The following is a 22250-nucleotide window of genomic DNA, read 5'->3' on the forward strand; positions in this document are numbered from 1 at the left end:
TTTAAAAAAAAGGAGTATATTAATATTCTTGTGTTACATTTTTTTAGCTTGTTAATATATTGTTCATATATTTCTGTTATGATAGGTTATAGATTATCCTGGTGCTCTTTCAATTATCGATGATTTAATACAAAACAACGAAGGTGGGTGCAAAAATGAATAGCTTATTTCAAAAGGGTCAAAGTGTTTGCAATAAATATATGGGCTTTTTCTTTTTGGCTGTATTCTTCCTTTGGATGAAAACATATATTGTTCAATTAACACAGTTTGACCTAGGAATTGAAAATTCTATCCAAAAGTTTCTTTTATTAATTAATCCTTTAGGATCTGCTATATTATTTTTAGGCTTGGCTACCTTTTTTAAAGGAAGAAAAAAGTATGTTGGGTTGATTGTTATAGATTTTCTTTTATCATTACTTTTATATGCCAATGTGTTATATTACCGATTCTTTAATGATTTTATTACTTTACCAACTTTAACTCAGACCCAAAATTTTGGAGATGTAAGTGGTAGTGTTGGTTCTTTATTAAAACCATATGACATTTTTTTCTTTTTGGATATTATTGTTCTAATCGCACTAGTATCATTTCGTTTTGTAAAAGTTGAAGTTAAAGACATGAACCGCCAAAGGGTTGCTGCTTTATTTTTATTTGCTCTAGGTATATCAAGTGCAAATTTGGGTTTAGCAGAGGCGGACCGTCCCCAACTATTAACAAGAGGATTTGATAGAAATTATATTGTTAAATATTTAGGTATGTACAATTACACGATTTATGACGCTGTTCAAAGTACAAAGGCATCGGCACAAAGGGTTTTGGCAGATAGTAATGACATAACTGAAGTCATTAACTACACTCAATCTAACTATGCTGAGCCTAATCCAGCTTACTTCGGTACTGGAAAAGGAATGAATGTAATATATTTACATCTAGAATCAATGCAAAACTTCCTTATTAATTACAAATTAAATGGTGAAGAAGTAACACCATTTTTAAATTCACTAACGAGTGAAAAAAATACGTTTTATTTTGATAATTTTTTTCATCAAACAGCACAAGGTAAAACGTCTGATGCCGAATTTATGTTAGAAAATTCTCTATTTGGATTACCACAAGGTTCAGCTTATACAACAAAAGGTTTAAATACGTTCCAAGCAGCCCCTGCTATATTAGGGCAGCAAGGTTATACATCTGCTGTGTTCCACGGAAATTCAGGAAGCTTTTGGAACCGAGATGAAATATACAAATCGTTTGGATTTAATAAGTTTTTTGATTCAAATTACTATAAAATGGGTACTGATGATCAAGCAGAGTATGGTCTAATGGATAAGCCGTTCTTTGAGCAATCCATTCCACTCTTGGAATCATTACCACAACCATTTTACACAAAGTTTATTACCGTTTCGAATCATTTTCCGTACCCAATTAATGAAAAAGATGCGACAATAGCACCTGCATCTACTGGTGACGCTTCTGTTGATTCGTACTTCCAAACAGCGCGTTATGCAGATGAGGCTTTAAAACAATTCTTTGTTTACTTGAAGAGTTCTGGTTTATATGATCATTCCATTATTATAATGTACGGCGACCATTATGGAATTTCAGAAAATCATAATGATGCAATGGCACAAATTCTTGGAAAAGAGATAACACCTTTTGAAAATGCCGGTTTACAACGTGTACCATTATTCATTCGTGTACCAGGTGTCCAGGGTGGAGTGAATCACACTTATGGTGGTCAAACAGATCTCCTTCCAACACTTCTTCATTTACTTGGAACAGATACAAAAGATTATATCCAGTTTGGTTCAGATCTATTATCTGAGCAGCACAATGATTTAGTACCTTTCCGAAATGGAGACTATGTGAGTTCTACTATCACGTCTATTAACGACAAATTCTATGATTCAAAAACAGGAATGGAACTAGCAAAGGCCAAAACCGAAGAGGCAAATAAATTGAAAGAAAGTGTAGAGCATAAATTAGCTCTTTCTGATGAAGTAGTCAACGGTGATTTATTACGTTTCTACACCCCTGAAAACTTTGTTCCAGTTGACAGAACAAAATATAATTATCAAGTTACTCAAGGAATAAATTCCAATCAGTAAGTAATATAAATTGAAGGCTGTCTGAGTTAATTTGCTCAGACAGCCTTCTTTGTTAACATTATTGATTTTTATAATTTTGCGAACTCTTCCACTAACTCATTAAATCGTTTTAGGGAATTGGCAATTGGTATTGGCGAAGTCAAATCCACACCTGTCTTTTTTAATAATTCAAGTGGATAATCTGAACTGCCACTTTTTAAGAATTCCAAATATGATTCGAGTGTTTTTTTATCTCCTTCAAGGATTTTGGTAGCCAAATGAATGGCTGAAGCAAATCCAGTTGCATATTTATATACATAAAAAGGTCGATAAAAATGTGGAATTCTTGACCAGCCATATTTTACTTCATCATCGAACACCATTTCATCCCCATTGTATTCCCTAAACAGTGTTTCATAGGTTTGGTTGAATACTTCCACATTTAGTGGTATCCCCTGTTCAGCCATTTCATGGGTTTTCATCTCAAATTCTGCAAACATCACCTGAGTAAAATAGGTGCCTTTAAATTGATCAATAAAATGGTTTAGAAGGTGCTTACGGACTTCCTGGTTTTTTTCATTGTTTAACAAATAATTAATCATTAATACTTCATTGACCGTTGATGCCACTTCGGCTACAAAGATACTATACCCTGCTGTGATTTGAGGTTGATGCTGTGAGCTTAGTCTACTGTGAACACCATGACCACACTCATGGACTAGCGTAAATAAACTGTCCAAGTCGTCCTGGTGATTCAAAAGAATGTATGGATGCACGCCGTATATACCTAGATTGTATGCCCCTGAGCGCTTCCCAGGAGTTTCTCGAACGTCAATATATCTATTTGCTTTAAACTCTTTTAAAATATTAATGTAATCCACACCGAGTGGAGCTAATCCCTTGAGCATGGTATCAAACGCTTCCTCATAAGAAATTACCATTTTAACCCCTTGCACGAGTGGGACACTCATGTCATATTGGTGGAGTTCATCTATTTGCAATTTTTCTTTACGAATTTTGGAGTACAGGTGAAGTGATGTTATATTGTCTTTTGTAGAGGCAATTAGATTCTCATAAACCTCTTTAGGGACTTTATCACCGAACAGTGCTTTCTCTAAAGCTGAAGGATATTGACGAATCCTTGCTAAGGTAACATTATTTTTTATTGCTGCTGAAAGAGTTGAAGCAATTGTATTTTTTGATTCTAAATAGGGTTTATAGTAAGCCTTGTACGCTTCTCGACGTATTCTGCGGTCTTCATCTTCTATTAACTTTGAATACATTCCCCTTGTAAGCTCAACCTTTTCACCGTTTTCATTAGTAACTTCCCCGAACTTAATGTCTGCATTGTTGATCATTCCATAAGTATTACTTGGTGCGGAGAGTGCTTCACCTAACTGAGATAAGATTCCCTCCTGGTCTTTATTTAGAACGTGTTTCTTATAACGAAAAGAATCAATTAAGTCCTCTTCAAAATACTTTAGTCCCTCTTCAGCTGTAATGTATCCTTTTAGGTTTTCTTCATCCAAGCTCAATAAATATGGCATAAAAAAGGAGTTAGACGCGCTGACCTTGACACTTAAACCTTTTGTCCTGTCCAACAAGGATTGAGAAGCGGTATTCCTGGTGTCCTGATCCACCATCAGCATGCTATAAGCATAAACATGATTAAATTTATAAGACAACTCTTCCCTTTGTTTAAGATATTGATACAAACTTTTACCATCTTTAATAGCACCATCATATTCCTTCAGCTTTGCCGCCATCTTTTCAATTTGTGCAAGATCCTCTTCCCACTTACTCACATCAGAATAGATATCTTCCAAGTTCCATTTTTCAATGACTGGCACTTCTTCTCTGGATTGGTAATTTTTCATAAGATTCCCCTTTATATTTATTTAAGCTATCGAGAAAAAGACTTCCCTTTTTGCTTTAATATTACTTTATGTCCATTATAGTATAATTAATATTTTAACTGATAGGCTGTGTTAATGCTCATTGTTGATTTTTTGCACAATGTTGATTGGAGCGGAAATCAACATTTTAATTTAACACAGTCAACTGATAAAATAACAAAATCAGAAACGTTCATTTTAATGGAATGTTTATCAGCATAAAATTTACCCATTTAAAATGGGCGTGTTAAACAACGACATAAATATTATGCTAATATATAAATGCAGCGAAAAGTATATATATCCAAGCGGAATAATGAAAGAATAAGGAGGATAATATTTATGAAATATCAAAAAATCGCCAACACTGATTTAAATGTTTCTAACCTAGTCATGGGTAATATGCGTTTGACCCAACTTTCAATTCCAGAGGCTGAAAAACTAATCAGGACGGCAATGGATGAAGGAATTAACTTTTTTGATCACGCAGATATTTATGATTCTGGGCAATGTGAAGCCTTATTTGCTAAGGCAATTCAAATGAACACAACTATCCGAGAAAAAATGATTATCCAAAGTAAATGTGGCATCCGCTCTAAAGAAAACTATTTGGATTTTTCTAAAGAACATATTCTCGAGTCAGTTAACGGTATTCTGAAACGTCTAAAAACTGAATATCTTGACATTCTCCTACTACATCGCCCTGACCCGTTAATGGAACCTGCTGAAGTAGCCGAAGCGTTTGAAACACTTCATAATAGTGGAAAAGTAAAGTATTTTGGAGTTTCAAACTTTAATCCCTTACAAATTGAACTGCTGCAAAAATATATTCCACAAAAACTTGTGATAAATCAAATACAATTTAGTATTGTACATACACCTGTTATCGATTCAGGGATTGCTTTAAATATGAATATTGACCAAGCTATCAATCGCGACAGTAGCATCTTGGAATATTGCCGTCTCCATGATATCACTCTACAAGCGTGGTCACCGTTCCAAAGAGGGTTTTTTGAAGGTCCATTTCTCGGTGACTTAGTGCATTTTCCAGAACTGAACACGTTGCTCGACACACTTGCTGCAAAATATGGTGTAACGAATACTGCTATCGCAACTGCTTGGATTACACGTCATCCAGCCAACATTCAGGTTGTACTTGGAACGACCAATCCACAAAGGCTGAAAGATGCCTGTAAAGCATCAGAGATCACCCTAACAAGAGAAGAATGGTACTTAATTTATAAAGCAGCAGGGAATATTGTCCCTTAATAAAAAAAACGGCACTTTGTTAGGGTTCCTTTTCTAGTCAGAACAAAATGATAAAATCAAAGCGTTAATACCTCACCGAAAGAAGGAGCACCATTAAACGGTGTTCCTTCTTTCGGTTTCCTCATCTAAACCCTATTATCTATCGTCCAAATCATTGGCTGCATCTGGCATGGTTTTCCATACAAATCCTCTAGTTCCTTCCATAGCTTGTAGGTTTCCAGAACAAGGACTACCGTGCAATATAAAAATTTCCCTGTTAGATTATCTAACAGGGAAACATCCCTATATCTCATTTAGTGATAAAATCCCAAATAATGAAACATTCAAAATATTATGGTATTTATTTTGTTTCTCATGTTAACGAAGTAATGACAAAGGGGTAAGTGAATGAAAAATGCTCAGAATAGACTAGAAAACTATTTTCCTAACCAGCCAGAAATTCAAGACAAAACCAAATTCTATAAGGAGCAAAAACCTATTCTCTCTTGGTATAGTAAAGATATCGCTTTGTTTTACCAATTCAAAACAGATACAAGTATTCCTACGTTCCTTTCACTAATTCCAGATGGCTGCTTTGATATTTTATTTTGTTGTCATCCGAATTTTCCATCTGCATTTCTTTGGACCAGTCCACTCCATCGCAGAAAACAGCCTGAATTTAAAAAAGACTGCGAATATTTTGGTGTTCGATTTTTTCCCGAACAAAGTATTTTAAAGGTAAATTACCCTATGGAGGAACTTCTAGATAAGCAAATTCCGCTTTTTGATGTGATGAGTGGAAATAAATCCATAATTGAAAGAATTGCTTCGGGCGAATCTTTCTGTGAAAGAATCGAACAGTTTGAACAATTTTTAATTAGCACCCGCTTTAAAATGGGGAAAGATCAAAATATGGTCGAATTTGCCATACATCAAATTTATGCTTCACGGGGTCAATTGAATATTTGTGATTTATCCACTTCTATTGGATATTCTCAGCAATATATTCGCAGAAAGTTTGAAGAATATATTGGGTTTTCTCCAAAACAATTTTGCCAAGTTGTTAAATTTCAGAATTCCTTAGATATGGTTTTAGTAAAGGATAAATCTGAACTATACGATGTCATTTATGAAAATGGATATTATGATCAAGCGCACTTTATTAAGGAATTCAAGAAATTTATTCAACTTACACCTAAAGAATACAAGAAAATATTAAGCCATAGTCTTTAAAAGAGAAGTGTGGTTGATTTCCGCTCCAGGTGCTCGCTTTCCGCGGGGCGGGCGGTGAGCCTCCTCGGCGTGTTACGCCTGCGGGGTCTCACCTGTCCCGCTGCTCCCGCATGAGTCGAGCACCTTCCGCTCCAATCAACTTCTTTTTAAACTGTTTTCTTTCAAAAAAACCTATTAAAAAACAACAATCTTTTAGAAAGGCTGTTTTCACAAAGATTGTTGTTTTTTGAACAAATTTAATTTTTTTACCTAGGAATCCTCGGATTTTGGGCATAAATGCGGTTCTTTCGTTCCCGTTTTTCCAGTCGCCCCGAATTTTGGGCATCAATACGGCTCTTTCGTTCCCGTTTTTCCAGTCGCCTCGAATTTTGGGCATCAATACGGCTCTTTCGTTCCCATTTTTCCAGTCGCCTCGAATTTTGGGCATCAACACGGTTCTTTCGTTCCCATTTTTCCAGTCGCCTCGAAATTTTGGGCATCAATGTCCCAAATAGCGGCTAAGTGGGAACACATAAGTTCAGAAAGCAACAAAATTTACGAAAAGAGCTTTTAGAAAAGAGCCTTTTAATTATATGTAAAACACTAATACCCAATCGGTCCATAAAAGTTAGACTATTCCAAAAGCATATTTAGTCTTAGTTGAATAAAGTTCGTTTGCTTCCAAAATGGCCGATAGAAAATTAGGATGATCAATCATGTTAGGTGGTATTTGCGTCTCTAAACACAAACCTAAATGTTGGACAGATTGAACCCCTCTTATTTTGAATTTATTATTAAGTGCATTTCCAGAATAGAAAACCACACATGGCTGATCTGTTTCAATGACAAGTTTCCGCCCACTTTCATGATCAACTAGTGAAATTTCTTGGTCGTTATTCGTGTTTAATAGAAAAGGATGATCAAACCCATTACCCACTATTTTTGTTTGGGGATGTCCAGAATTGACTCCTTGTAATACCTGCTGACCATTTCTAAAATCGAACACAGTATTTTCAACAGGAAGAAATGTTCCGGTTGGCAAAAGTTGATCATCAAGCTCTAAATAACTATCACTTTTTAATGTTACTTCATGTGTTAATATGTTTCTTTTAAGATCTCCACTTAAATTAAAATACGAATGATTCGTTAAGTTAACAATTGTTTTTTTATCAGAAATAGCTTGATAAGAAATGATGATTTCATTGTCATTTTTTATTGTATATCTCACTTTAACCTTTAACGTGCCTGGGAACCCTTCTTCACCATCAAGGCTTGTATAGGTAAAGGTTATGTTCACTACATCCTTTTTTTCTTCAATTGATGAATTCCAAATAACTTGATTAAAGCCATGAGGTCCCCCATGAAGATTATTTCCATTATCGTTTTCTGCTAATTTAAATGTTTCCCCGTTTAAGGTAAACACCGCATTTTTAATTCTTCCACTAATCCGACCAATGACAGAACCAAAATATGCTGAAAAATTTAGGTACTCTTCAATTGTATCAAAACCTAAAACGACGTTTTCCTTTATACCGTTTTTATCAGGAACCACAATCTTTGTAATCGTGCAACCATAGTCAATACAAGTGAATTCCATTCCATTGTCGGTTCTCACTTGATACGACTTAACAACTTGACAATCCACTTCACCAAAGACATCTTTAGTAACTTTCATATCTTCTCCTTTTGCATTTTAAATATTTTTTTATACGTAAGAAAATTATATTTTGAGAAAATCCTTCAAGCCTACCTTAAGCTCTTTAGTATGAGTATATACCTGCTTATTCAAATGAAAAAGAGGATACTGTAAAGGTACACTTCCTTTATTAATAATCAAATTTTATCAATCACTGCTGGATAAGAATGACAGCCTAGTTTAAAATAAGCTTTATGGAAAAAAAGAATGGGATGGTGTTTTGATTCGATGAAACTTTTTACAGATATTGACCTAGATGGTCTAGGTTGTGGAGTAATCGCGAAGATTGCCTTTGGAGAAAAAGCTTATGTTTCGTATTGTTCATACCGGAATTTAAACCAACGGGTAGAACATTTTATTGATAACCCGGATTTTAACGATAAAGAAACATATATTACCGACCTTGCAGTTAATGAAGATGTAGAAAAAAAGCTAGAAAAACGATTTAATGAAGGACATCATATACAGATGATTGACCATCATGTCACCGCCATGCATTTTAACGAATACAAATGGGGGATGGTCATTCCTGAATATGACACAGGCAAAAAAACTTGCGCGACTTCTTTATTTTATGATTACTTGATTGAAAATAATAAAATCCAAGGAAGCAAAGCATTGGAGGAATTTGTTGATCTTGTTCGCCAATTTGATACTTGGGAATGGGATGCAAATGATAATGTCACCGCAAAACGACTAAATGATTTATTTTATATTTTGGACAAACGACAGTTTGAAGAAGAAATCTTAAAAAGGTTACAAGAGAATCCCGAATCTTTTTCATTAACTGAAACGGAAAACCTCCTTCTTGACGTGGAAGATCAGAAAATTAAACGATATATTTTTTCTAAAAACAGACAAATTGTCCAAACTACAACCGATGATTATTGCATAGGAATCGTCCATGCTGAGCAATATTTATCAGAACTCGGAAATGAGTTACATAAGTTAAACCCGCATCTGGATATGATTGTTATGCTGAACACTGGAGGCAAAAAAGTGGGCTTCAGGACAATCCACGATCATGTGGATGTTTCCGAATTTGCGTCGCGATTTGGTGGTGGCGGACATCCAAAAGCATCTGGATGTGAATTATCACAAACACTGTTTGAAAAATTTGTTGTCAATGTATTTCAGCTATCTCCAATAAAACCAGACCCTGATAGGAATGAACTAAATGTTAAAGGTGCCTCATATGGTACTTGTTATGAAAACAGTCGGGGAGAAATTTCATATATTCTGCCTTTATCTAACGAGAACTACGAAGTGATTCAAAATAATAAAAAATTAGAACAAACTTTTGATTCATATGAGAGTGCAGAAAATTATATTAAACGTCAGTCCAACTCATGGCTTCGTTTTGATAATGATTCACTTCTCCAACTTTCCACATCACTTTCAATACCAGTGGAAAAGGTAAAAAAGAACTACGGAAAAATCATTAAAGATGTTATTGAAGCTATTTAAAAAATAGACTATGTTAGTGCTCATTGTTGATTTGTTACACAATACTGATTGAAACGGAAGTCGTGCGCTCTGAGAAGGCTCCCGGACCGCCCTTAGGTGCACGAGCGCCTGGGGAGCGGAGGTTAACATTCTAATTTAACACAGCCTGATAATTAAACAAAAAAGTGCCAATTACCATCTAAATTGTGAATGGAAATTGGCACTTTGGCTATTCATTTTTTCTTACTTCTCCGCTAACTCAGCTAAAATAGGAAAAAGCTCCTCTAAATGTTTAATTTCATATGTTGGGATCACTTCATTTCGATCCTTATTATGGCGGTTAATCCATACCGTTTTGATTCCGGCCCGATTAGCGCCAAGAACATCCGTCATTAAATTATCTCCGACCATGATGACCTCTTCTTTTTTCAATGACATTAGTGATAATGCATGTTCAAAAATAGAAGGATCAGGCTTGCCTCTTCCAAAATCACCAGATATGACAATTTGATCAAAATAAGGAACAAGTTCTGGTGTAATCTCTAGTTTCGTTTTTTGTAAATCTGGTGATCCATTTGTCAAAAGTAGAAGCTGGTAATTCCCTTTCAATTTATCTAACGTATTAAAAGTCTCTTCATACACAAACGGTACCTTCCGGCGTTCTTGTGGGAAGCGTTCTGCTAATTCATATCCAAAGTCAGGGTCATCCACCCCCATAGACTTTAGACCAGTTGTCCAAGCATCTTTTCGATACATTGGTGCAATTTCTTTCATTTTCTTAAAATCATCTTGATCATCCAAAAAATTACCCCATAATCCTTCAAACGGATTAATCCCAATCATTTGAGTAAAAGGATAGGTTTCATATGAAGAATATAAAGTTCTTGCAGCTTCCCTTACCGCTTCTTCAAATTGTTCGGGATTAAATCCATAGCGCTCTTCAGCTATTTTACAAGTTGCTTCAAAGGCATCCTTTATACTTTTTTGATCCCAAAGAAGTGTATCATCTAAATCAAAAAATACAGCTTTAATCATTTTGTTCCCCACTTTTATCTATTTATTTATCTTTTTTAAAATTGAAAAAACTAATGCGATATTAGATATTTTAACATTTGATATAAAAGGAGAAAAGAAATAAATTACATTGTTTATAAAAAGAAGGTTTTTTAAATAAAACCATTAGTTAACATAATACTATTATGATAAACTAATGGTTCGATTACCTTATCATTAAACGTTAGTTAGTCATCACCACTCAACTTGGTCTCTTCCCACCAAATTTTTTCTGTGTTAGAGAAAGATGGATTTGATATACTATATTGGTATAGAAAATTCAAGGGGTTGGTTACTGATGAAAAATTTAGCAAATACTAAAGCGGTTTTAGCAGGAAAAATTTATATGATTGAAATTCAGGATGGTAAACTAGATTCCTTTCGGGTTCTCACTGAAACACCGACTCATTATATATTTTCTGTTTCAAGCGATGAATCCGTTGAGGTATTTGAAATGGCAAAAAAGGATATTGTCGGCATTTATGAAGTAAAAGATTGGGTAAATGCCCACCCAGAGTAACTGAAACTAATTGTGTTCAGTCTCTCTGGGTTTATCAATTCGAATCTATCTGTTAATCAAATAACGATAGCTCCAAGTGATTGGGCAAAGTGTTGCAACGCCCAATCATGTCCAGCTGCATTAAAACTCGCTACAGCGTCTTGGTGTATAACCATTTTGAAGCCTTTATTATAAGCATCGACAGCTGTATGTAATATACAAATATCCGTACAAACTCCAACTAAATGAATCTCGTTAATCCCGCGTTCTCTTAATTTCAGTTCTAAATCCGTTCCAACAAATGCTGAATAACGCGTTTTATCGATCCAATAAACATTTTCATCCAACCGATGATTTTGAAAAATTGTGTTTAAAGCCCCATATAATTGTCGTCCCTTGGTACCTATGATGTTGTGGGGCGGGAACAATTTTGTTTCAGGGTGATAAATATCCTTTTTATGATGAACATCAATTGCGAAAACGACAAAATCATTATTTTTAATAAACTCATTTGTTATTTTCGTAATCGCCTTTTCTATTTGCTGGCCAGGTTTTCCGCATGTCAAAGATCCATTATCTGCAACAAAATCAACTGTGTAATCAATATTTATCAATGCTTTCGTCATAAAACATCCCACCTCCTTAAGTAAATATATTAGATGCTTTTTCTAACCTTATCAACTGATATTATCCTTATAAGACTGGTTATTATTCCAATTATTTAGTGGGTCTTTTGTCCCTTTTTACTGAATTAACCAAATAAGTATTGAAAGATGTAAGCGTTTGCATTTATAATGATTATAGGCGGGATGACACACGTGGTCATCAAGGTATTCAGCGTAGGTGGGGCTGGTACTATATATTTTTTCAAGGAGCGTGGGCAGTTCAGGCTCTTTTTTTTTACTTATTTTGACCAACTTATAGAAAACAAGCCCCATCTCGGATAGGGCCTTGTTCAATTTATAGCCAGAAATTAAGTTGGGATCTAATTGCTTGAATTCCTTTTTGATGCGTAAAAACGATCTCTGACGCGTTTTAGTCTTGCTCGATAAGTAAGAATATCCACACGTGCTTTTTCTGCCTCAGGAGCAATTGGCCGAAGTTTTTCCAAATCCCAATAATCAACAATTACATCCAATACTTGATCGAAATATTCCATCGGTCCATAATTGGCTTCTTTTGCGATAATCGACATACGGTCCTCAAAATCGGGCATAACTGTACCTGGCATTTGGAAGTTCTTAATAACATATCCAAGATAGTAACAATAATTTGGTTCTAGTTCCAAATGATATTTGATGATATCACGGTAAAAAGCGTAATGGAGAGTTTCATCTTTTGCCAATCTTCTAAGGAGAGTTGCCAACTCTTTATCATGTTCTCCAGCTACTTTTGCTACATTATTATAAAATACCATCGTTGCCAATTCTTGTAGAGACGTATAGACCATTGTTTCAAATGGTGTGTGGAAACCCGGTTGCCAGCCCCCTTCTACTGTTTGTTTGTGCAACTGACGAAGGCGTTTAGGATCGGCGTTTCTGGTAATTAACAAATAGGTTTCCAAAAGATTCGAATGTTGGTCCTCTTCTGCTGTCCATGTGTGAACAAAATCTTTAATGACAGAAAGTGATCCTTTAAAGGTCTGGTCAAGGTGGGATGTAAACCATGGTAGATTAACTTCTGTCAAAAGAGCGGTCTCGACAGCAGTAACTATCCCTTGTGGAAGTGTAACCTGATTTGGATCCCATGGTACCCTTCGAAAATCCTGAGCTTTGTCCCAGGGCAAGAAATCATGATAGCCCCAATCTATTTTTTCTGCTCTTTTCTTGTGTTCCTCATATAGTTCCGTTAATTTTGGTTCAAGTCTAAAATCTAAATGATTAGTTAACAATGTTTACCTCCTGAGATTTTACTATTAATAATGTATTAATATTATTTAGATAAATTCATTTTACTTTAAAAATCGATGGTTGTCTCTTTCTAGAGTGTTTCATTATATATTCTTACTTCAAATTGTTGCATTTTTAAGCCATTTTTAAACATTATTTACTTTTTATAAAGCTTCAATCGTCCATTATATAACGAAATAGGAAAAGACCCCATCCAATATTCAGATGGAGCACAGCACACTTTTTTATACAGTTTTATCAAACCTATGTTAAGAAAGTAATCTTGCAATCCAAAATGCAACAGCGGCAGCCAATCCACCCACTATCGTTGTTTGTATGGCATTTTTCCACGGAGCGGTTCCAGTAAATCTCCCTTTTATATATCCAAAAATCATCAGAGCTATTAATGTTAAAATAACGGATAGTTTTAAGGCTGAAGTTGGATTAGAAATGATTATGTATGGGAATAAAGGTACGATACCACCTACAATATAGGAAATAGCTATAGTTAATGCACTCTTTCTTGCCCTACCATTTTCCGGTTTTTCTAAACCAAGTTCAAATCTCATCATAAAGTCCACCCATTGTTCTGGGTTTTTTTTCATAGTCTCGGTAATAGATTGTATTTGCTTCTCTTCTAGACCATAGCCACGAAACACTTCAGCTACTTCTTCCTCTTCTTTTTCAGGGACCTCAATTATTTCTCTTTGTTCCCTTTCCCATTCTGTTTGGTAATGCTCAGCATCCGTCTTACCCGCCAAGTATCCACCAAGACCCATTGCAATCGACCCTGCCGCAATTTCTGCTCCCCCAGCTGTCAAAACTAAAGCTGTGGAATCAACTGCGCCTGACAAGCCCGCAGCTAACGCAAACGGAACCGTCAATCCATCAGACATTCCTATTACAATATCATGGACGAGGTCTGAATTCATGAAATGCTTTTCCTCGTGTTCATGCTTATTCATTATTTTCCCTCCTGTATATTTATTCCGGCTCTCCAACCAATCAATTAACTGAATTCTAACTAATAATCATGATACCATTTTTTAAACAATCCAAGTGAAAACAAATAAGGGGCTATCCCAAAATAGGATGGCCCCTGCACAAGTTAACCCAAAGATTATTTAAACTGGTTAGGAAACTGCTTTACAATTCCATCAGTTAACATATCTCCCATATGGATCAGATGAGTTTCATTATGGTCGGCTGTGATTATATCCTCTTTCCATTCCTTTTTTAGTCTGTGTTCAACCTCGTAGTCAATTTCAAATGGGTATAAAACATATCAGTAAGCATTTGTTTTGAGCAATGTGGATTAGCGCTCGTTAAAAAAGCAACTATTTCATCAGCATTTCGAAGCCATAGCTTATTATATTGATCAACAGCAGCTTGACTCCCTTTTTTTGCAGCATCGATTATTTTTCCTGCAAGTAAGATATGTTCTTTTAAAAGGGAAGTTAACTTATTGCCAGCTTTTTCCTCATAATAAGGTTTAATGATATTTCCAATATCCACCTGATTTTGTAAAAGCCTTTCTAATACATTATTTTGGTCTTCAAGTCCAGCCAAATTGCTAACGATATAACTTCTTGTCCACCACGCATGTTCAATCCAAAGCTCTTGCATTCCATATTTTAATTTAATTACTTTCTCATTTAAGCATGCTGCCTTCGCAGGTGTTCTACCCTCTGCTTCTGCAATAAACGGAGTGTTCATTAAAGCAAACATAAAAATTAACATGATTGAAATGACCTGTTTTCTCATTGTTGTTTACAACTTTACATATTGTTTTCCAGGTTTAGTATGGGTATTATGTTAATGGGATCCTTTATTTATTGAATAATTAGTTAAATATCTTGATTGTTGTGAAGTTTTATTTCTTCACGGCCTTCATCTCTCCATCTATAATTGAATCTAGTGTTAATATAACAAATATCACTAAGCAATTTAATTGGACATTGAAGTTAGGACAGCAATCAACAAAATATTATCAAAAATCATGATTGTAAAGGAACATAGACATGAAAACAACAGTAACACAAGAACCACTATTATCTTTTGAATTCGCTTCCGAAACTGGAGAAATCAAGCCATATACTTTTAGAAATCCCATTAAGGTCATAACGACTGATACCATCGAAGATATACTATTATGCTTCCAACATATACAAGAAGCAATTGACGCTGGTTATTATGCTGCGGGATATTTATCATATGAATGTGCCCCTGCCTTTGATCCTGCATTTAAAGTTAAAAAAGGACATTCATTCCCGTTATTATGGTTCGGCATCTTTTCGAAGCCAGAACTTCAATCAGTCAGCAGCTCGGGACATTTTAATGTTACGGAATGGAAACCTTCGATAAAAAAGGATGAATACCATTCTTCGATATTAGCTATTAAGCAATTAATTGAAAGTGGCGATACATACCAGACAAACTATACGATTAGCCTAAACTCTCAATTCGAAGGTGATGACCTGGCTTTTTTTGAAAAACTAAAAAGAGCTCAAACCTCAAGTTATTGTGCCTATCTAAATACGGGAGTACATAGCATATTGTCTGCATCGCCTGAACTTTTTTTTCACTTAGAAAATCACACAATCACAACTAGGCCGATGAAAGGCACAACAAAACGAGGAAATTCATTTTCAAAGGATCAGGCTAACTCCAGTTGGCTCTTTCATTCGGAAAAGAATCGTGCAGAAAATATCATGATTGTCGACTTGTTACGGAATGATTTAAACATGATTGCTAAACCTGGAACTGTTCAAGTACCAAAGCTGTTTGAAATAGAACAGTACCCTACCGTACATCAAATGACCTCCACTATAACAGCAAAGGTTTCAGAAAATATCCTACTCGTTGATATTTTCAAAGCTCTTTTTCCATGTGGCTCGATTACCGGTGCACCAAAGGTCAGCACGATGAAAATTATTGCTGATTTAGAAACCACATCTCGTGACGTTTATTGTGGTGCCATTGGTTTTATTACACCAAATAAGAAAGCTATTTTTAATGTTCCAATCAGAACAGTTGTGATTGATCAACAGACTGGAAAAGCAACTTATGGCGTTGGTGGTGGGATTACTTGGGATTCTACAACTGAGGATGAATATGATGAAATCATTACCAAAGCAAGTTTACTTGAGGAGGATCGGCCAGAGTTTCAATTACTCGAGAGCATTTTGTTAGATAATGGCCATTACTTCTTGTTAGAAGAGCACCTTAACCGGCTTAAAAACTCTGCATTATACTTTGGATTTTCATTTCAATTAGCTAATGTTGTTAACACATTGAACTATTTTGCTAGTCAAAATAACAAGGGACTGTTAAAAGTTCGTTTTCTTTTATCTAAAAATGGGGAAATCACAACAGAGACGCAGTTAATAACTCAACCTACCGGGGTACCTATTAAAGTAATGGTCGCTGAGGAACCGGTAAAAAAGAACAATCCTTTCCTATACCACAAAACAACAAATAGAAAAATCTACTCAGGATTTCAAATGAAAAAGCCCGCTGATGTTTTCGATGTTCTCCTCTGGAACGAAGATGAAGAACTCACCGAATTTACAAATGGAAACATCGTCTTGGAAATAGATGGTATCCACTGGACACCCCCTGTTAATAGCGGCTTGTTAGCGGGCACATTTCGTGAACTGTTAATAAAAAATGGAGAAATCCTTGAAAAAACATTAACAGTCAATGATTTAAAAAATTGCAACAAAGTTTGGTTTATCAATAGTGTGCGGAAGTGGCTAGAAGTTGATTTAATATCGTTATTTCGAAAGGCTTAGGTCTAAGTTAATTCCACTAATTGCCCTTCAATATATTCATTTATCAGAACATCTAGCTTTATGGAAAGCGAAATATAGTTTGAATTTCCTGGTCCAGTTTGAAGGTATAATTCACGTAAATTTTCTTTAAGACTTCTTATTTCTACTAAAAGGCTCATGTTTTCAGTTTGAATAGTTTCTCTTCCTAACATCATATTATGACCCACCTTTTAACTATGATTTTTGAAAAGCTAGATTACTTGTGCTAATGTCCTCAAAATAATTTGGAGTAGATATCAAGTAATTCACTATATTTCTGATGGTAGCATAGACATTTGTTTATGTGAACGCCAAATTAAATAGTAAAAATATTATAAAAAGTTCTAAATGATATTACGATACTAACAGTTGATACCATTATCTACTCTGACCTTTTGATAATAAAAACATTTGATTTTAACACAAATATTAACGGTCGGAATTAAGTTATGTTAAAATAACTTCTTGTTTGAAGTAAAAATATTTTAAAATTACAAAAAACTTTAGCGCTCTAATCCATCAACACCTTAAAATTAATTTAAAGCGCCAGTCACCTTCCAAATTTTTTGGATGGTGACTGGCGCTTTATAATAATTAAATCTTCGTCATATCAAATAGGAGAGTAATCAAAAATCGATTACTTTCCTTTCCATATTTCATATAAAAAAACTTGTTAAAGCATACTGGTAACTACAAAGGCAGCAAACAGAACAGTTAAAAATTATATAAAACTTTTATTTAAATTATTCTTACTAATTCCTTGTTTATCGCGAATTCTTGTTAATCGTTTTGTTTTTTCTTTTTCGTAAAAATAATGAACGATAAAATACGAACAAACCCCAAGAATAATTCCAATTACGGTCATGCCAATCAAAAGATGGATTCCTCCATGAAGGACATTGATTAAGCCTTTAAAATCACCATGGATCATATTTTGAAATGAAAATGGAGTCCTGTGCCCGATTTTTATTTTCATGGGATAAATAATTTTCCCAAGTTTTCGAGCAAAAGGTAAAAGGATTACTGGAAGAAAAGATATTTTCCCAATGACATTTCCAATAATAGCAGCGGGAAAAGAGCCTTTTGCAAAGCGGACGATTGGTACAAACAATATATAAATTAGCGAAGCTGATGATATTACTAACATTTCTAACCCAAAACCAATTGCAAACCCCATTGATACTTTTTTTGCTCCTCCAGGTGAACGAAAAAGCTTAATAAAATTCAACTTAAAAGCCCGTCCAATCCGTTGAAAAAAATTATATTTTTTTTGTTTTAGACTCATTATTTTACCCCCATATAGACACAAATCTGAAGATGTTTCTTTTTAAAAATAACAATTCGTTTATAATTTCAAAGCTTAAACATGCTGAATGATTTTTCATAATATTCAACTTTTAGCGTGCGTTTTTTTTATCATAATAAATATGTTTACCTATAATATAACAGGTGATGTCGACAAAACACAAAAAGAATTTTCAATAATAAGTAACATTGTGACAATTGAAACCGAATTTATAGATAAATTGTCACTAAAATGCCTCTTCCATTATGAGAGAGGAAAATTCTAGAATAGGAGGTAAATTCAAACTGGGGAAAATGAACGAGAACACCATCCAAAGTAGAGTTTTGCATTGGATGGCACTTTGTTTAGGCTACTCTATATTGACATAACGCTACCCATTAAAGCTTAATAACCATTCTTTACATCAACCAAATTTCGAAGAGGTAGGTCTTTTTCGATGTTTTCCAGTGTTTCAATGAAACAGGCAACTCCCTCGTCAGGTGTAGTAACCGCAGAAATATGAGGAGTTATATGTACTTTTGGGTGATTCCACAAAGGGTTTTCCTCAGGAAGTGGCTCTTGTGTAAATACATCAAGAACAGCAAAGCGGATGTAATCTTGATTTAAGGCCTCAAGTAATGCTTGTTCATCCAATGATGCACCTCTGCCAACATTGATAAATCCCACATTTGATAAATGTCGGAAAATTTCTTCATTAATTAAATTAGATGTTTGTTCCGTTAACGGCAAAGTATTAATAATAAAATTCATATCACCAAGTCGTGAAAAATGTGAATTAACTTGGAAGACCTCCTGAAAATATTCTTTTCTTTTTCCACTTAAAGAAACGCCATAAACTTCCATACCTAATCCGGAAAAAATTTTGGCAGTCGTTTGACCAATCTCCCCTGTTCCAAAGATTAACACCTTTTGTTCATTCAATAACCTGGGAGTAATTGGGGACCATTTTTTTTGAAGCTTTAATTCATGAAATTCGTCGTGAAATTGTAAATCTTTTAGCAGATAGCTTAAACAAAACTCAGCAATCCTTTGTCCAAAAGAACAAATTGTCCTGGTTAATACAACATCGTTGTTCCAAGCTTTCCTATATAATAAACGATCAACACCCGCACCTAGGGAATGAACCCATTTCACCTGATCATAATTAATATCTGATTTCAAGTTAAAACAAACCAATGCATCTGCCCATACTAAATCTTCCTCTGTCATCTTTTCTTCAGGTAGATAGCGGAAATTCTTATTTATATCCTCTTTTTCAATTAAAGTTTGGAGTTCATTAAAGATTGGACTGACCATTAATATATTGTTTATATTCATTTTTCCACCCTCTAAATATGATTAATATTCCCTTTCAAGCTGTTCATTTCCAAGTTTTTCGCTCAAAAAGGTGGATGTTAGTATAAGTACCCCGCCAACAATTTGAATACCATTCATATTCTCTCGTAAAAAAATGGCAGCGATAATGACTGCTGAAATGGGGTCAATATAACTTAAAACTGCAATCGTTTGACCTTTTAACTCCTTAATAGCCCCAAAATATAAGAAATACGCCATACCTGTATGAATGATACCGAGAATCAGGATTAGCATCATCGTTTTAGGATCGAGACCTGATAAGTCCATATGTCCCTTTATATACACATATGGAAACAGTACAAAAGAAGCCATCATTAACTGAATTAGAGTCGTTTCATATCCAGAAAGATTTCTAATGAATTTATTCATTAAAATGACACTTGCATATAGTCCTGCAGCTAATAAGCCATACAGGATACCAACTCTATGATTGTATGAACCATTCGAAACGCTCCCGCCATTGTTAACAACTAAAAATAAACCTATCATTGCTACAATAATACTTCCAACTTTCACCTGTGTCAGTTTTTCTTTAAGTACGAGCGGGGCAAAGACAACGACAAAGATTGGTGCAAAGTAATAGCTTACTGTTGCATTGGCAATCGTAGTGTATCCGTATGCCTCAAATAGAAAAATCCAATTAAATCCAATCGCTGCACCAGATAGGATTAATAGAACAATATTTTCTTTTACTGCCTTAAAAGAAATCTTCTTCTTAACAAAAAAACTTGCACAAAATAAGAATATACTTCCAATAACACCTCTTAAAAGGGCAATTTCACTTGAAGATAGATTAATATTCTTAACGAATACACCAATGCTTCCAAAAATTAGCATAGCTGTAATTAATTTAGCTTGTCCTCTCACCTCTGTTCCTCCTTGGAGATAATCATTGATGTTATTTTTAAATTATAATATTTTATCATACTCTTTCGCCGTAATTACATCATTATATAGCCCTTTTTATTAAGTTTTACTTCCGGAACTAAGCTTTTTTTACTAGTGATAATTTGGTAAAGATTGAAAAACCAAAGAGAGGAGAAATAACGGGATAAACACAAACTTTGTTATTATAGTTATCGGTGCAGATAAAAACCTAAGATATTGAAAATCCATTGCATGACACACCTCGTGACAGCCTACAGCTAAAGAGTAAATGGTTTTACAGCCATATACATTCTTTCCTAACTGAATGACTTGTGCTATTGGATCATATAAATCTTCACCAGTAATATCCAATCTTCTAATTTTAACCCCCTCAACATGCTTCATTTCTAAAAACTCTTAGTGCGATATCATCGCCAGAGATTGTGGAGGTTCCTGTATTTTTTATTACTTTAGCAATGGCTATTGCAGCTAACCTATTCAAAAGTAAGAAACTACAGTAAATATTAAAATAAAATATGGTGTCATTCTCCTTCCTTCCCTAAATTTCCAGTAATGGGCGTAGGTGACATTTTATAAATAATATTGTTAGGATCTTACAAAAGAAGTTAGGAATGACTGTTTACCTAATATTGAGTGGGAAAATTAATCCACCTCTTAGTGGATCAAAGAAGAAATTATTTAATCATCAGCTAGTGATGATTAAATAATTTCTTGAATGGTACAAATTTAGAACAATCATTTGACCCACCCACTTATCCAGTGATGAAGGGGTCAAGTCATATTCACGAATAATTTCTTGTCTAGACTTGCCGTTCAAATAAAGCTGAACCATCTGATTCTTGAATTCTTCTGTGAACTTTCTTCGCTCTCTTTTGGCCATAATAGATTCTCCTAAGTAATAGTATCTGTAGTCTACTTGACCTTAATATTTCTGTCCAGTTAACTATAACCTATCCAAAGAGTCAACGGATGTTAGGAAGCTACCAACTATATGTATATACTCCTCAGCTTCTTCGATATATGGCATATGAGCACTTTTCTCAAAAATATAAAATTCAGAATGTGGCGTTAAACTACTATAAAATTTTGTTGTCTCTGGAGTAGCTTCATCAAAACGTCCACATGTAAAAAGTGTGGGACATGTTATTTCTCCTAATCTACCTGTACAATCAAATTCTTTTAAATTACCCTTCACAGTGAATTCAGATGGACCCCACATAATATTGTAAACTTGAGGGTTTTTGTAATGTGTCCCTCGTTTTAAGAATTCAGGATAGGGATTTAACCTACAAACAAAATTTTTATTAAATACATCTGTTGCAGCTTTATATTCTGCAGAATTGGTTGTTCCAGTTTCTTCACATCTTTTAATTATATCTTGGATATTTTTTGGAAGCTTTTTGAGGTTTCTTTTCTGATCATGTCCCCATAATGGTGCACTAAGACATGGACTAGAAAAAATTACGCTCTTTATGCCACTCGGTTTTGTTAAACAATAAGCAGCTGCTAGCGTAGTCCCCCAAGAATGACCAAGAATATGTACTTCACTTAGGTTTAATTCTTTTCTAACCTGTGCTAGTTCCTCAACAAACCTTTCTATTTTCCATAAAGACCTATCGGTTGGTCTATCCGATCTACCACATCCCAACTGATCATAAAGAATAACTGGCCGGTTCTCTCCGAGAGCTTTAAGGCCTTGTAGTGAATAAGATGAAGAACCGGGCCCACCGTGCAAAATAATCACTGGCGTACCACCCGCAGTTTTATTAAATACTTGGTACCAAACCTTTCCATTCTTTACTTGGACATAGCCTTCATCATTCATAAAATCCCCCCTAGCATTTAATGCTATTATGAAATTTA

The 22250-nt window shown here is 34.7% G+C and carries 20 protein-coding genes and 1 pseudogene; 6 read left to right on the plus strand and 15 right to left on the minus strand.

Features of this window, described 5'->3' with window-relative positions:
- Positions 1-155 precede the first annotated feature (155 nt).
- Positions 156-2108, plus strand: coding sequence for an LTA synthase family protein (locus tag B1NLA3E_RS11535; protein WP_015594017.1), 1953 nt, complete (start codon positions 156-158; stop codon positions 2106-2108).
- 68 nt (positions 2109-2176) lie between these two features.
- On the opposite strand, the gene pepF is transcribed toward B1NLA3E_RS11535, so the two are convergent.
- A complete protein-coding gene (gene pepF, locus B1NLA3E_RS11540; protein WP_015594018.1) occupies positions 2177-3964 on the minus strand; it encodes an oligoendopeptidase F in 1788 nt (595 codons plus the stop codon).
- A gap of 360 nt (positions 3965-4324) precedes the next feature.
- Between pepF and B1NLA3E_RS11545 the strand changes: the two genes are divergently transcribed.
- Together B1NLA3E_RS11545 and B1NLA3E_RS11550 are read left to right on the plus strand one after the other, a co-directional pair.
- Positions 4325-5251 (plus strand): aldo/keto reductase, encoded by a 927-nt coding sequence (locus B1NLA3E_RS11545; protein WP_015594019.1) that lies wholly within the window; start codon positions 4325-4327, stop codon positions 5249-5251.
- A 387-nt stretch (positions 5252-5638) separates the two neighbouring features.
- A complete protein-coding gene (locus B1NLA3E_RS11550) occupies positions 5639-6463 on the plus strand; it encodes a helix-turn-helix domain-containing protein (protein WP_015594020.1) in 825 nt (274 codons plus the stop codon).
- Positions 6464-6551: 88 nt separating this feature from the next.
- Here the strand turns inward: B1NLA3E_RS11550 and B1NLA3E_RS11555 are convergent, their stop codons facing one another.
- A complete protein-coding gene (locus B1NLA3E_RS11555) occupies positions 6552-6890 on the minus strand; it encodes a hypothetical protein (protein WP_041580478.1) in 339 nt (112 codons plus the stop codon).
- 180 nt (positions 6891-7070) lie between these two features.
- Positions 7071-8117 (minus strand): aldose epimerase family protein, encoded by a 1047-nt coding sequence (locus B1NLA3E_RS11560; RefSeq protein ID WP_015594022.1) that lies wholly within the window; start codon positions 8115-8117, stop codon positions 7071-7073.
- 249 nt (positions 8118-8366) lie between these two features.
- Between B1NLA3E_RS11560 and B1NLA3E_RS11565 the strand changes: the two genes are divergently transcribed.
- A complete protein-coding gene (locus B1NLA3E_RS11565) occupies positions 8367-9605 on the plus strand; it encodes a DHH family phosphoesterase (protein ID WP_015594023.1) in 1239 nt (412 codons plus the stop codon).
- A gap of 222 nt (positions 9606-9827) precedes the next feature.
- Here the strand turns inward: B1NLA3E_RS11565 and B1NLA3E_RS11570 are convergent, their stop codons facing one another.
- The gene (locus tag B1NLA3E_RS11570; RefSeq protein ID WP_015594024.1) at positions 9828-10619 is read right to left on the minus strand and encodes an HAD family hydrolase; all 792 of its coding nucleotides are present in this window, start codon (positions 10617-10619) and stop codon (positions 9828-9830) included.
- Between the two features lie 316 nt (positions 10620-10935).
- Between B1NLA3E_RS11570 and B1NLA3E_RS11575 the strand changes: the two genes are divergently transcribed.
- Entirely contained in the window at positions 10936-11157 is a 222-nt protein-coding gene (locus B1NLA3E_RS11575; protein ID WP_041580479.1) for a hypothetical protein, read from the plus strand.
- 56 nt (positions 11158-11213) lie between these two features.
- On the opposite strand, the gene B1NLA3E_RS11580 is transcribed toward B1NLA3E_RS11575, so the two are convergent.
- The 4 genes from B1NLA3E_RS11580 to B1NLA3E_RS11595 form a co-directional block, all read right to left on the minus strand.
- Positions 11214-11762 (minus strand): cysteine hydrolase family protein, encoded by a 549-nt coding sequence (locus B1NLA3E_RS11580; protein ID WP_015594026.1) that lies wholly within the window; start codon positions 11760-11762, stop codon positions 11214-11216.
- Positions 11763-12121: 359 nt separating this feature from the next.
- Positions 12122-13027, minus strand: coding sequence for an acyl-ACP desaturase (locus B1NLA3E_RS11585; RefSeq protein ID WP_015594027.1), 906 nt, complete (start codon positions 13025-13027; stop codon positions 12122-12124).
- A 267-nt stretch (positions 13028-13294) separates the two neighbouring features.
- Complete coding sequence (locus B1NLA3E_RS11590) at positions 13295-13990, minus strand: VIT1/CCC1 transporter family protein (RefSeq protein ID WP_015594028.1); 696 nt, start codon at positions 13988-13990, stop codon at positions 13295-13297.
- Positions 13991-14261: 271 nt separating this feature from the next.
- The gene (locus B1NLA3E_RS11595) at positions 14262-14789 is read right to left on the minus strand and encodes a glycosyltransferase (RefSeq protein ID WP_236619567.1); all 528 of its coding nucleotides are present in this window, start codon (positions 14787-14789) and stop codon (positions 14262-14264) included.
- Positions 14790-15046: 257 nt separating this feature from the next.
- Between B1NLA3E_RS11595 and pabB the strand changes: the two genes are divergently transcribed.
- Positions 15047-16819 carry an aminodeoxychorismate synthase component I gene (pabB, locus tag B1NLA3E_RS11600; protein WP_015594030.1) on the plus strand — a complete coding sequence of 591 codons (1773 nt, stop codon included), beginning with the start codon at positions 15047-15049 and terminating at the stop codon, positions 16817-16819.
- A gap of 2 nt (positions 16820-16821) precedes the next feature.
- Here pabB and B1NLA3E_RS11605 read toward each other — a convergent pair whose 3' ends face one another.
- From B1NLA3E_RS11605 to B1NLA3E_RS11635, 7 genes and pseudogenes are all read right to left on the minus strand, one after another.
- On the minus strand, positions 16822-17013 hold the full coding sequence (locus B1NLA3E_RS11605) for a Spo0E family sporulation regulatory protein-aspartic acid phosphatase (RefSeq protein ID WP_041580480.1): 192 nt from the start codon (positions 17011-17013) through the stop codon (positions 16822-16824).
- A 545-nt stretch (positions 17014-17558) separates the two neighbouring features.
- Positions 17559-18122 carry a DUF2062 domain-containing protein gene (locus B1NLA3E_RS11610; protein ID WP_015594031.1) on the minus strand — a complete coding sequence of 188 codons (564 nt, stop codon included), beginning with the start codon at positions 18120-18122 and terminating at the stop codon, positions 17559-17561.
- 405 nt (positions 18123-18527) lie between these two features.
- Entirely contained in the window at positions 18528-19460 is a 933-nt protein-coding gene (locus B1NLA3E_RS11615) for a D-2-hydroxyacid dehydrogenase (protein ID WP_015594032.1), read from the minus strand.
- 21 nt (positions 19461-19481) lie between these two features.
- Positions 19482-20366, minus strand: coding sequence for a DMT family transporter (locus tag B1NLA3E_RS11620; RefSeq protein ID WP_015594033.1), 885 nt, complete (start codon positions 20364-20366; stop codon positions 19482-19484).
- 132 nt (positions 20367-20498) lie between these two features.
- Complete coding sequence (locus tag B1NLA3E_RS11625; protein ID WP_041580481.1) at positions 20499-20771, minus strand: zinc metallopeptidase; 273 nt, start codon at positions 20769-20771, stop codon at positions 20499-20501.
- Positions 20772-21126: 355 nt separating this feature from the next.
- A pseudogene (locus B1NLA3E_RS11630) lies at positions 21127-21267 on the minus strand (transposase); the annotation flags it as partial.
- Positions 21268-21330: 63 nt separating this feature from the next.
- Positions 21331-22212 carry a proline iminopeptidase-family hydrolase gene (locus B1NLA3E_RS11635; RefSeq protein WP_015594035.1) on the minus strand — a complete coding sequence of 294 codons (882 nt, stop codon included), beginning with the start codon at positions 22210-22212 and terminating at the stop codon, positions 21331-21333.
- Positions 22213-22250 lie beyond the last annotated feature (38 nt).

The organism is Bacillus sp. 1NLA3E, from assembly GCF_000242895.2.
Classification (GTDB): Bacteria; Bacillota; Bacilli; order Bacillales; family Cytobacillaceae; genus Bacillus_BU.